Annotated in this window: 11 protein-coding genes and 3 pseudogenes; 6 read left to right on the top strand and 8 right to left on the bottom strand. The window is 36.7% G+C overall.

The features are described 5' to 3' along the window. The first annotated feature begins 150 nt into the window (after window positions 1-150). The 5 genes from lexA (at window position 151) to ACEN8J_RS08700 (ending at window position 2,712) form a co-directional block, all read left to right on the top strand. Window positions 151-777 carry a transcriptional repressor LexA gene (gene lexA / locus ACEN8J_RS08720; protein ID WP_013310545.1) on the top strand — a complete coding sequence of 209 codons (627 nt, stop codon included), beginning with the start codon at window positions 151-153 and terminating at the stop codon, window positions 775-777. A gap of 283 nt (window positions 778-1,060) precedes the next feature. After that, the gene (locus ACEN8J_RS08715; RefSeq protein WP_449291972.1) at window positions 1,061-1,363 is read left to right on the top strand and encodes a hypothetical protein; all 303 of its coding nucleotides are present in this window, start codon (window positions 1,061-1,063) and stop codon (window positions 1,361-1,363) included. 235 nt (window positions 1,364-1,598) lie between these two features. Next, window positions 1,599-1,763 carry a hypothetical protein gene (locus ACEN8J_RS08710; protein WP_013310546.1) on the top strand — a complete coding sequence of 55 codons (165 nt, stop codon included), beginning with the start codon at window positions 1,599-1,601 and terminating at the stop codon, window positions 1,761-1,763. 40 nt (window positions 1,764-1,803) lie between these two features. Beyond that, complete coding sequence (locus ACEN8J_RS08705) at window positions 1,804-1,944, top strand: hypothetical protein (protein ID WP_165146693.1); 141 nt, start codon at window positions 1,804-1,806, stop codon at window positions 1,942-1,944. Window positions 1,945-2,172: 228 nt separating this feature from the next. Then, window positions 2,173-2,712, top strand: coding sequence for a GNAT family N-acetyltransferase (locus tag ACEN8J_RS08700; protein ID WP_449291973.1), 540 nt, complete (start codon window positions 2,173-2,175; stop codon window positions 2,710-2,712). A gap of 221 nt (window positions 2,713-2,933) precedes the next feature. Here the strand turns inward: ACEN8J_RS08700 and tet are convergent. Continuing rightward, window positions 2,934-4,336 (bottom strand): annotated as a pseudogene (gene tet / locus ACEN8J_RS08695) (Tet(L)/Tet(K)/Tet(45) family tetracycline efflux MFS transporter). A 578-nt stretch (window positions 4,337-4,914) separates the two neighbouring features. Here tet and ACEN8J_RS08690 point away from each other — a divergent pair. Further along, window positions 4,915-5,235, top strand: a complete 321-nt coding sequence (locus tag ACEN8J_RS08690; RefSeq protein WP_029517409.1) for a hypothetical protein — start codon at window positions 4,915-4,917, stop codon at window positions 5,233-5,235. 999 nt (window positions 5,236-6,234) lie between these two features. Here the strand turns inward: ACEN8J_RS08690 and ACEN8J_RS08685 are convergent. The 7 genes and pseudogenes from ACEN8J_RS08685 to ACEN8J_RS08655 form a co-directional block, all read right to left on the bottom strand. Then, window positions 6,235-6,339, bottom strand: a pseudogene (locus tag ACEN8J_RS08685) (YjcZ family sporulation protein); the annotation flags it as partial. Between the two features lie 679 nt (window positions 6,340-7,018). Next, window positions 7,019-7,408 (bottom strand): hypothetical protein, encoded by a 390-nt coding sequence (locus ACEN8J_RS08680; protein ID WP_039271255.1) that lies wholly within the window; start codon window positions 7,406-7,408, stop codon window positions 7,019-7,021. Window positions 7,409-7,428: 20 nt separating this feature from the next. Beyond that, on the bottom strand, window positions 7,429-8,565 hold the full coding sequence (locus tag ACEN8J_RS08675) for a hypothetical protein (RefSeq protein ID WP_495594411.1): 1,137 nt from the start codon (window positions 8,563-8,565) through the stop codon (window positions 7,429-7,431). 479 nt (window positions 8,566-9,044) lie between these two features. Then, window positions 9,045-9,251 (bottom strand): annotated as a pseudogene (locus ACEN8J_RS08670) (fibronectin type III domain-containing protein); the annotation flags it as partial. Between the two features lie 876 nt (window positions 9,252-10,127). After that, window positions 10,128-10,961: a hypothetical protein gene (locus ACEN8J_RS08665; RefSeq protein WP_340955628.1), complete on the bottom strand. Its 834-nt coding sequence runs from the start codon at window positions 10,959-10,961 to the stop codon at window positions 10,128-10,130. Window positions 10,962-11,097: 136 nt separating this feature from the next. After that, window positions 11,098-11,541 carry a phage holin, LLH family gene (locus ACEN8J_RS08660; protein ID WP_495594410.1) on the bottom strand — a complete coding sequence of 148 codons (444 nt, stop codon included), beginning with the start codon at window positions 11,539-11,541 and terminating at the stop codon, window positions 11,098-11,100. 117 nt (window positions 11,542-11,658) lie between these two features. Further along, a complete protein-coding gene (locus ACEN8J_RS08655) occupies window positions 11,659-11,862 on the bottom strand; it encodes a stalk domain-containing protein (RefSeq protein ID WP_445744865.1) in 204 nt (67 codons plus the stop codon). Between the last annotated feature and the right edge of the window lie 79 nt (window positions 11,863-11,941).

The following is an 11,941-nucleotide window of genomic DNA, read 5'->3' as shown; positions in this document are numbered from 1 at the left end:
TCACAATATAACACGAACGTTTGTTTTGTTCAATAGAAAAGAGAACAAAAGTTCGCAATTTTTTTAGGGATTATTTAGAACTTATGTTTGTACGAACGGAGGTTCTATGCTATAATTTTCCCAAACGTTACTAAATGGGGTTGATACGGTATGTCTAAGATTTCGAGCCGCCAGCAGGCCATTCTTGAATTTATCCGCAATGAAGTGCGTCTAAAGGGATACCCCCCTTCTGTACGCGAAATAGGCGAGGCTGTCGGATTGGCCTCCAGTTCTACGGTTCACGGTCATTTGGATCGCTTAGAGAAAAAAGGACTCATTCGCCGCGATCCTACAAAACCACGGGCTATTGAGTTACTCGGTCAAGACGAATCGGATAACAGCAACTTGATTAATTACTCCATTAGTCGTGTCCCCGTCGTCGGCAAAGTAACCGCTGGTCTTCCTATTACGGCGACAGAAAATATTGAAGATTACTTTCCTCTTCCCCAACACTTTGTTGGTGAGGATAAAATATTCATGTTATCTGTTGTAGGCGAAAGCATGATTGAGGCTGGGATTGCTAACGGAGACTATGTAATCGTACGTCAGCAGCAGACCGCTGATAATGGCGATATTGTTGTAGCTATGACAGATGAAGACGAAGCTACAGTTAAAACCTTCTACAAAGAAAAAGATCATATCCGGCTTCAACCTGAAAATCCAGCCTTTGAACCGCTTCGTCTGACACACGTCAGTATTTTGGGCAAAGTTGTAGGACTCTTCCGGGACTTCCACTGATTTCTCGTTCTTCCTTCCCCGTTATTCTATCCCCTAATACAAAACCGGCTGCCTAGGGCAAGCCGGTTTTGTATTGTTATCATGCTTACTATGTATCTCACAACTATTCTTTCCTTTTAGCAACCTATTCCTATTGTATCTACTATAAAATCAGCCTCATCGTCTCAAATAATCCCCCACTGATCTTGAACAGCTATACTGTTGTGGGCAAAACTAATAGATCTTTCTTTCTTTTAGCTAAATATGGTATATTAATTATTCATAGCCCTGTAGGAGGAATTAAATGAAAAAAATAATAATTTCAGCGTTTGTTATGATATTTATCGTCGTAAGCTGTGCAGTTCCAACAATGGATCATTTGTATGCAGAAGAGAAATCACACATAACAACCTACGATCGTATTCAGTACATACAAATACTCATCCATTTCAGGTATTTAGAAAAGCAACTTGAAGCTGTAATTTCCGAAAGAAATAATTACCCAGAGGCCAGCCAAGAATATAAACAGCTCTCAGAACAACTGAATCATATTCTTGTCCAAGAGGCGTACTACGAAAAAAAACTTAACACCCTTAATAGTAAATAATTTTCATACAAACTGCATATTATCTTTATTCTACACATTAGACTCATGCCGACCTGCCTGTAACATCTCCTGCAACGTAAAGTTGAAAAGGCGAAGACAGGTTCGCATGAGTTTTTTTGTTAACCTTTAGGGATATAGGTACTAGCTTCTTTTTGCTTCTAATAGATTTATGCTGATACATTACTATCACAATTGACATATATATATAGCAGAACTAAGCAAAGGAGATATGCAGATGATCAGAAATAGAGTTAAAACGTATAAGCATCGCATCGGGAAAAACAGATATCTGGTCGTTAAAGTCTTTCAAGCCGCAGCTGCTAAAACAGGAAGCGGAAATGCACTAGCAACCAATGCCTTGAATATCAAAATTTCCAAGCGTAAGCATAAACGCCACTAAGATTCAACCGCACCTTCATTTCTTGAAGGGAGGTGATATTATGAGCAGAAGACATTGCAGACGTGATTTAAGAAGAAGAAGATTGAACATCCGTTCCAATCAAAGAGCCACTGCGCGTGCAAGAGGTAACGCACTGGCTGTTAATTTGTTTAGCGTAAACGATAGACAACGCAGACGTTAATAATCGTTTTCATGCAAAAAGCGGGAGAAATTCTTCCTGCTTTTTTGTGTTAAGCAGCACACCTAACTACTGCTATGAATCGTTTAAGCAAGCGGACGAGATCGTAAATATCACACATAGTTGAACAGTCGCTACTATTTTACTCTTTTATAAATCTAACAGACAGGAAAAAGTGGTTCTCTTTTAGAATAATGTGCATAGAGAAATTAAACCAGAAGGAGACAAGCCATGATAATTAAAATGTCACTTTCAAATATGGGGGATTTTAAAAAGTCAAATGAGAATAACGGCTTTATTGTGTCAGGAAAAATTATACCTAAATACGAGAACAACATTTGGTCATATATAGAAGAAAGTTTTCCCGAACCATATTTTAAACAGTATGAGGATGATGACGTCGATATCAGTTATATTAATGAACAAGGAAAATCTATTTTTTTATATTATGATGAGAACGACTGTGTTGGGAAAATTAAACTTTGTACTAATTGGAATGGCTATGCTCTAATTGAGGATATTGCCGTCGCTAAAGACTGGAGACACAAGGGAATCGGAGCAGCCTTATTGAGTAAAGCAACCGAGTGGGCTAAGCAGAATAATCTTGTTGGCCTTATGCTTGAAACACAGGATGTGAATATTTTAGCTTGTCGATTCTATGCTAAAAATAACTTTGTAATCGGCGGAGTTGATACTATGCTATATTCTAATTTTTCCACAGCCCATGAGAAAGCGATTTTTTGGTATTATAAGTTTAAGTATTCAAATTAGCCTATCCTTCTGTAATAAGGCCGAATTTAAAAACAATACTATCTTGTACGCACACTTTGCATTGCTACTTTTCCCGTATCTAGTAAAATCAAACTGATCAGCACACAAAACTCTGCCGGCCAATTAAGGTTAGCAGAGCTTTTGATTTATTTTCAGAGTATTCACTTACTTCAAACGTGAGGATGCGATCATTTTCAGCATGTAATCCTTTTTTGCTCTTATCAGGAATCTGAAACTGAACGTCTATATACAATAACAGATAAAATCCCGCTAATTATAATGACCACTGAAAAAATCAATAACATATTGCTATATAAATAAGCAGATGGAAAATTAATGATTGGTATAAATTTTTGATGAATAAGACGTATTGACAATAAGCCTCCTACAACTGAAATCCCCGTTCCTTCTGATAAAAAGCTTATAAAATTAAGCAAGCTCATTCCTGCGCCAGCTACTTCTTGTTTTAAACTACTTGAAACAATAGTGGATATTACTGTTTTAATAAAAGAAAGACCACCGAAAACAAAGACTAGAATAATAGACATCAGCCAAGGTGTCATTTCAATAAAGAAAGCAGCTACCAAAAAACTGACGGCAAGAAATGCAACGGCGACTGCTAGCACATGTAAGGAACCTTTCTTATCAACAAGTGCTCCTCCAAGAAAACCAAAGAAAATAACACTTATCGTTCCAGGAAAAATAATTCCACTGCCAAACATTGCGGTACTTAAGTGGTGAACGTCTTTCATCATATAAGGGACCATAGAAACAAATCCAGCTACGGTACCAAACATAAGCCCCCCACAAAGGATTCCTATCATAAATGCAGTATTTTCCCCCAATGAAGAATCAACAAAAGGATTGGTTACTTGTCTGATATGTTTTAAAAAGATCAAGAAAAATAGAACACTTATCACCAGAAAAGAAATTCTGTAAGAAGTTGTATACAACATAAACAATACAATACCTAGAGATATAAGCACGATTCCTGCATTGTCAAACGAGCCCTTTGAAATGACTTCCTTTTTCAATAATTTTATCAGGAAGGGAACAGTTACAAACGTTAAAACAGGAAGAAGCAGTAAATAAGACCAATGAATATAATGAGCAATCACCCCACCAATAGCCGGTCCTATCCCTTCACCCATTGCTACGATAGACCCGATGAGGCCATATTGCCTTTCCCCTGTTTTCTTTTGGGATATGCGAGCAACTACGACCATCACAAGTGAAGGAAATGCAGCTGCACCAATCCCTTGTATAAATCGTCCCAAGATAAGTGTTGGAAAAAAAGTATGTCCCACAAATCCAATTAATCATCCTACGCAATTCACTATGATTCCAAACAGGAGCAACCTTTTAATACCTAACTGATCAGATAACTTTCCGTATATAGCTGTTCCTATAGAAAAACTTAGCATAAAGGCAGTATTCACCCAATTTGTAATGGCTGGTGTCTTATTGAATTCATCAGCAATATCAGGTAAAGAGATATTAAGAACCATTTCATTTAACACACTAAAAACGAAAGAACACAAAGCCACATTAAAATTTGGTTATAGCTCAAAACGGACTGTGAATAAGGGGTTTTCACTTTTGACCCTCCAGAAACAAGATACATTCAAGACATGAGTGTATCCTTGCTCCATATCATTGGAGGTTTAATACAGCGCCTATTTCCATACGAGAAAATGTAATGATCTTTTGGTCACCATCCCAGCCCCCTATGATTACAATATAGAGCGTATATCGCTCTTGTGGTCCCCTCTTCCAAAACCAGCAGACGCGCCTTTATGTCCATTACACTGCTACCTGTTCTTATCTCCAGTCCTTCATGTTGGACCACATCATTGCTCAGTAGAATAATTGTACAGTATTGGTAATAGCGTTTTGATATCGGGTAACAAAGCGTTCAGCTTCTTTATTACCTGTCGTTTTCCGTATACTGTACAGATCAGAACAATGAACGATAAAAGCGGATACAACTATTGTGCAACAATAGCGGAATTAGACGGTTGCCAAAGTGACACTGAACTTTTACAGATGTTTATGATGGTGTACGTGAAGCCAAGGAGAAGAATATGGGGGCGATATTCCTGTGCCAGTAGGATAAGACAAGAACCTAATTAAGCGTACAATCGCAGCACGTTAGATACATTTAAACTAATCAGGAAATTATCCAAGTAGGAGGGAATAACCATGGCATTTGAAGGTTATAGAGAAGACAAGCGAGGACAATGGTTTGACTGGCCATTCCCCTTGTCGGTATCAATACTGTATGTGGATGCGGATGTAGATGAAACAGAAACGAAATGGTACCTCATTATCGAACAAGAAAAACATTTGATCCGAATTAGGGATGAAAAGCAAATTGAACTGCTTCATCACTGCATGTATGGAATCTTGTTAAATGACGAGAATATCAACTGGATTATTGATAAAAATGGCGGTAGATTTACCTATCACGACAGTGTGCAAGATTTCATCAAATTCCAGAAAGAATACCTGGATATATTTTAAAAACCGTGAACAGTTAAAAGCTCTGCCGACCAATTAAGGTAACAGAGCTTTTCGATTTATTTAGAGTATTCACTTACTTAAATACACTTTTGGAATCAAGCCGACTTTAGAGCAGTGGAAAAGGCTACGATCCGGCGTGGATCAATCGTCGTCAAGTGGTTTGCCGACCGTTAATAGCAGTTTCATAGTCTTAACTTTCACTCGCTAGGTACTAACTTCTCCATATGTATTAGTTGTGATTTCGTACTGGCAAGGTCATTATTGTGAGTTATTGGTACTTTTTGGGCAATTAGTTAAAGCTAAAGCTCACGTATCGTCACAATACATGTATGGACTTTGGCTAGATTTTTTAGAACCCCCACCGTTGTCGTGAAATTCACTATTCTGTACCGTTACGTCGGAAAATCCTTTTATATGGAGCCCCATATTTGTATTTTTAATCTCTATGTTCTTTCTCAAAGAGTACCTTATCGTTCACATAGCTACTACCTTCCAACAGAATACCATAATTTGTAATGCTAACATAACTTGGCACTTTATCAGGCTCGGTTGTTGCTACACCATGCACTGTTAAATTTTTAATAATTACATTCAATGCCCGGTTTGAATTGTTCGAAGTTAAAGCTCCATTATCCCTAGTTAGCATCAATTTGCAGCACTGTAGCCCCCTTACCCACTGTGGTAATAGTAACATTACTCTTTAGATATATTGGTTTTTTGATGCTGCAATTACATTTGTTTACTTCAACCTTCATCCTACCACCTCTTTGAGAATTTTATCTAACAGAAGCCTGATAAGCCAGCAGTGGTCTTGACTCGCTACTGAAAAGATAAAATGAAATACAATAAGCGCAAAACTATTATGGCAGGAATCCACCAAGTATTTGCCGAAAGAGAAGCGAATACGGTGGCTATTGCCAAATAGCTTATGCGCTCAATGGGCTCAACTATTGAATATCCATGAGTGAAATGATATTTTCCAACAGTTCTTTTTACAAACTAAACCCAAAGTGATTTAGTGATGATAACTAAGAGAATAAAGAGCACTAAAATTGCCGCTGTAGAAGTCCATACACCGCCGCCACCTGTATTTTCATAGGCACCCCTCTCTTTTAACCTCCTTTATTTGTCGTTACCTTAATATATGTTTAAATACGTTCTATGATAGGGCATGCAGGTAAATAAAAAAACACTAGCTTAGCTAGTGGTCAAGTCCCCATTTTATAGACACGGAAAAAAGCCCCTAGACTATAAGCTGCTTTCGATATTCTTTCGGAGGCAACTTATTTAACTTTCGTTGTGATCGACTTTGATTATAAAATCGAATATAGTAGCCAGTTATGTGAGTCCTTCATTACTTGTAATTAAAGGAGATGGGAAGATATCTTTCGAATACATCGCTTTAAACATCAATATATCGGTCTATATATCCTGTCCGTATCTGTATCAATCACGAAACCAACCTCTGTGTCATCTTCAAAACGTAATCGATCAAAATTATGAAGTCGACAAAATATATCAGGTAAATCTCTAATATTAAGACTCAGCATTTTTGCTTGTATATACTTTTGATATAGTTCTTCTTGTGTGCATAGGGGACCAGTAATCAAATTCTGAAAAAAGAAACCTTCAATTTTAATAATCATAATATCACCACTGGTGGTAACCATTCTTTATAAATTTAAAATACTTACATAACAATAGCTCAACTAAAGCGCATGTTAAGTTAACCTTTGTGAACAAGTTAAATCTCCCTTGCTACCACATTTGTTTATGATAGCTTCTATTTTTCCGTTAATTTATTAAATATCTCTCTATCTTCGGAAGTAAAGTCAGAAATCCGTTTCTTTTTCACGTATGTGTTGGTACTTGAATCCAATTTGATGAAGCCATTTTCCCCAACCATATATACGATATTTTTTTTTATCTTATATGACACAATATTATCAACAGCTTTTTCCGTTGGAGCAGCAAGATGATTATAAAGTATTAAACAGTTGTCCCGCCCCCCTCTCAAAATTTGAAAAGTCCCGTCACCAAAATATTCTACGGTATCTTTTCCATCTGGGTATTTATAGTTCGTATTATCCGCAAAATTTACTAGAAAAATTATAGTAGTAGTTATAACTAGTAGAGAGACCAAGATCAAAATAAAGATATATCTAAACTTCATCTGCAATTCATACCTCACTTCTAGGCTTTTCTTGTATCAGTTACTGTTACATAAGACGTATACTCATTGAGTGTTCCCCATGATTCCATTATATTTGTTAGATTGGCCGCAGCCCAACCGAGTTTGTTGTTCCCAGTAAACATTCGTTTAAAATTAAACTCGAAATTATATTTATCATAATATATTGTAGTAATTTTCCATTGCCCGTCAACGTAATCCCCATTTATTTCATAATACATGTTGTGAAAAGCATTATATAAATCTCTATCACTTTCTAATTGCGCAGATCCATTATAAGAAAAACTTTTAACTTTTTTACCATTAGCTTTTTTGACTTCATCATTAACTATTGCGATGTGCTCTTTAGATTTTTTAACTTGCTGCGCCTCATATGACCACTCGTTAAAGTGTAAATTTCCTGGTTTGTAGTCAAGTGAATGTTGAAGTAAATGGGCTGTGATGTCCCCGTACTTCTTTCGAGCTATAGGAACAGCTACTAATGCAAATGCTTTACGATCAGGATAATGTATTACAGTGTCTGTCGAATCTTTTACCTTCTCTACGCCTCGTACCCAAGTCTTTTCTAGTTCTACCATCGGATTTTCAAACGGAAAAGTAATATTTCCTGCATACACTAACATATTCTTACTATATGCACCTTCCAGTACTTTTGGCGAGACATCAGACTGATCCTTTTCTCTTGTTTCCTTAGATTCTAACTGAGGACTGTATTGAATTTTTCTCAATTGATCTTCTTTTTGTTTTAGAACAAGTTCAAACTCAAGGATCTCTTTACTGGTATCAATCTGTTCTTGATACTTAACTACATAAGCATGTGTAAACGTAATATCTCGGATTGTGTTTTCATTTCTATCGATTTGGATATTACATTTGCGATAGTAATCCTCACTATCAGGTTTATAGTCTGTGTTTGCCCATGTATACAGCATGTTGGAATTATCCGCATTGTCTATAACTGAAGGAAGCGAATGAAGCGGAATTTTGCTTCGAATATGTAGCGAATGAGCCAAGTTTGGAGACTTAGCTGAAAGGTTTATGGAACTATTATTTTTATAAGTAAAGCCAGTGATCTCACCTTTTACAAACTCAATTGGCTCACCACCGGATTTGTATTCTATTCTTAATGAAATGCTCATTGAGATAATCTCATCTATTAATTTAGTCTATTTTTGTAGGGAAAATTTAAGAAAATTAATTTCCAAATATTAATATATACAGAAAATATTAAGTAGTAAACATATTTTTAACTTGGTAAAGGGCGTAAAAAAGACCTGCTAGCAATTCGCCAACAGGGAAAGAAAATATCTTAGTAATTGTAAGTGTTACTTAAAACCATATTCCAATATTTTCCATTAATGGTTATGTACGCTTCTGTTGTTACCCCAACTAAAACTTTAAGAAAATCCCTCTGAGCTAAAGCTACTGGTTTCCATCCATAGTTTACATTTTGATCAAATGTTGAGCCATTATCTGGCTCCTTGTTGTTCTATAGCTTGTTTGGAGAAAAAAATTTTAAAGAAGATCATCATCCGTTATTCTAATGAAGTCTATCCCTATTAATCCATAAAGCAGTAAAAACCTGCGCCAACCAATGAAGGTTAGCAGAGATTTAAATTTATTTAGAGTATTCACTTACTTCAAATGTTAGAATACGATCATACAGCATGTAGTTCTTACGGCTACTGAATGGGCATTTGTTGTTGTCGTGCTTATCGACGGTATATGAAGCCGATCCAAAACCAGCTTGCTTGCTTTCATACTATGAGATAACGTCATTGACCTCTTTCATACTTAGGCCAAACTCTTTTTCCAAACCGGGGGTTGTTCTCGATACACAAAAAAATATTACTACCTGGAGCCAAGATGAGAAAAAAGAATTCTCATTTAGCAATGAAACGAAATATAAAAAATACCGTTTGAATATAGGGTCATAAACAACACGAGCTCCTGTTTGAATATCGACATATTTTTCAACTGCTCGCATACCGGATGCTTTGCCTTCAAGCAGATTGTCAATCAAAAGAGTAGTAATTCCATCTTTAATAGCTTCTTCAATGGCATGTTTAGTTAAGTTTGTTATAACATTTCTTGTTGTGGTTTGAACAGCAACAGAACTACCTCTTTTGAAAAGTTGTTGTATTGTAAACTTAATTATATGACCAATTGATGCTGGTTGAGCTGCAAAGGGAGTAATGTGATTTTGATCAAATTCAGATTGAACGCCAGACTGATTTTCCTTGTATTCTTCATACACTTTATCCAATTGTCTGTCATATTCCTCAGTAACTTCTTCAGACTGATGAGTGATTTCTTCAGCTGAAGCTGAAGTTACAGTCAAACCAAAAATATTAAATAATAAAATAACGGATAAAATTGCGGAAAAATACTTAGCTATTCTCTTCAAGTTAGCACCTCTATGTTTTATTTTCAACAAGTATGGTTGGCCAACAACTTGAATTATTATACAATTATGTTCTTTTTTACACTTGAAAATCTAACATATTTTTGAACTTCATTTATTGAATTTAATTGTAGAAATACACAAAACACCCCACCATGGTATGCCAGTAGGGTATCACCGATTCTTTCGGATTGCACAACGCTGCTTCCGTATGTGTTGTAGTGATTATGCATTGGTTAGTGATTTTTCATATCATTAAATTTCCATCCAAATCCATCTTAGCAAACGGAAACAGAATTAATTCTTAATTTTTTCGGTAACTATTATGCTATTTTCAGGACGATCAGCCCATAGATATAGTTTGCCAACTTTTTCAACACCTTGACCTGCTCCATATGTAGGGGGTTTTATCCGCTCAATAAATCTAAACTCTTTACCATTAAAGTGGTAATGATCCAATCCTTGCGCATAATTTTCTCCATATTTATTCGAGCCATGTAGGTTAGCGTATAACTCATCCCCATCAAAAAAAATGCCTTGATAACCACCATCATTTCCAAAGTTCTCCGATAAGGGGTATGATCTTATTAGATTAAAATCTTTATTAAATTGTCTGATCTCATTTAAGTCATGGTAAACTATCCAGTATGTATTATTAAATTTTGCTAAAGACTCTGCTGTGCCATACCCTATATTGAACTCATCTACTTGTTTTAAATTAGGCAAGCTATACTTTACTATCCTGCTAATACGTTCTTCTGTTGATGGCCCCGAATTAAAATTATATACCGTTGCATAAAGGTAACCATCTATTATGTAACAATCTCCAAAAGACATAAAAAGCCCTCTTTGATCTGTTTCTGTATAAGCTTTCGTTTTCTCAGTTACAAAAACACCGTTCATTGTATAAACAGATATTGTATTGGAAAGTTTGAAGTTCTCATCACGATCAGATGTAAGGTAAATGTGTGTCCCGTCAGAAGCGACACCTTGCCATGCTCTAAAATTTTTTTCAATCTTTAATACTCTCATTCCTTGGTGAAAATCACCACCTGTTAAACTAATTGTGCCTGTTGGAGAATCATATAACCCTAAGATAATCACTATGATACTTAGTATATTGAACACCATCTTATTCAACCCGCCTTTAAACTTCAATTAACAATGATAATATCGTAAAGTAATATGCAAATAATTCAATTTTCCTAATAAATACATTTTTAGGCACCCTGCCAGCACACACCAGCAGGGTACTGGTTTTATCCTTTTATTCCGTGGTCATAGGCGTTTCTACAGCTTCTACCGGCGCTAAAATAAGCTCGGGTTCAGACTGCACCTGAGTAGGAACAACAGCGACCACATCCGCTGTAGCCTGAGCTAAGAAATCATTAAGCTTTGCAGCCAGACCAGATACAGCCTCCTTAGCTGCGGCCTGTACTGCATCCTCGTTTGGCTGTTCTTCAGTAGCTAGTACCGCTTTTGTCTTGGCCTTGTACTCAAGATATGCCTTCTCAATCGCAGACCTTAACTCTGCTTGAGATACTACAATGCCTTGACTGGAAAGAGTAAGTGAAGCATACTGTAAAGCCTCCTGAAGCTTACGTTCTCCTCCAGCATCTTTAAATGCTGTTTGAGCAAAAGCAAACCCCTCTCCAGCAATTTTATGGATTACTTCCCTCTGTGCCGCCGTGGTACGCGCTTCTAGCCACACGTTAACCTTAGTTTTGAGTTTTCAGACCTCCTAAAATAAACGCTGTAAGCACACCCGCAGCGGCTGTGACAATGGTATTTACGTAAGGCTGTACAGTTTCGATAATTGTTTGCATGATTACTCTTCCCCTTTCGTTTTCAACGATGCGATTTTATTCTTTGAATCCCAAGACACTACCGCTCCATAAGCATCAGCAATTGGTCTGAGTTGGACATACGCTGTACCCTTTACAAGTTGGACAGTTTGCAGCTTGGATCCACTTAAATAGGCTTCCTTGCTGGTATTGTCCCAACGAAAAGACAAGCCCAAGGCATTTGCCAAAGACCGTAGCGGTACATAGGTTCTGGGGCCATATAGAAGGGCTTTCCCCCGCTTCTTTACCGTTTACGCGGAATGTGCC

It is taken from the genome of Paenibacillus sp. Paensp38 (assembly GCF_059491915.1).
Note: the sequence above shows the minus strand (reverse complement) of the source record. Positions and strands in the feature narration are given on the sequence as shown.

Bases quoted from the DNA above. Each gene is read 5' to 3' on its own strand.
- lexA (WP_013310545.1), top strand. From the start codon at position 151: ATGTCTAAGATTTCGAGCCGCCAGCAGGCCATTCTTGAATTTATCCGC.
- ACEN8J_RS08715 (WP_449291972.1), top strand. From the start codon at position 1,061: ATGAAAAAAATAATAATTTCAGCGTTTGTTATGATATTTATCGTCGTA.
- ACEN8J_RS08710 (WP_013310546.1), top strand. From the start codon at position 1,599: ATGATCAGAAATAGAGTTAAAACGTATAAGCATCGCATCGGGAAAAAC.
- ACEN8J_RS08705 (WP_165146693.1), top strand. From the start codon at position 1,804: ATGAGCAGAAGACATTGCAGACGTGATTTAAGAAGAAGAAGATTGAAC.
- ACEN8J_RS08700 (WP_449291973.1), top strand. From the start codon at position 2,173: ATGATAATTAAAATGTCACTTTCAAATATGGGGGATTTTAAAAAGTCA.
- ACEN8J_RS08690 (WP_029517409.1), top strand. From the start codon at position 4,915: ATGGCATTTGAAGGTTATAGAGAAGACAAGCGAGGACAATGGTTTGAC.
- ACEN8J_RS08680 (WP_039271255.1), bottom strand. From the start codon at position 7,408: ATGAAGTTTAGATATATCTTTATTTTGATCTTGGTCTCTCTACTAGTT.
- ACEN8J_RS08675 (WP_495594411.1), bottom strand. From the start codon at position 8,565: ATGAGCATTTCATTAAGAATAGAATACAAATCCGGTGGTGAGCCAATT.
- ACEN8J_RS08665 (WP_340955628.1), bottom strand. From the start codon at position 10,961: ATGGTGTTCAATATACTAAGTATCATAGTGATTATCTTAGGGTTATAT.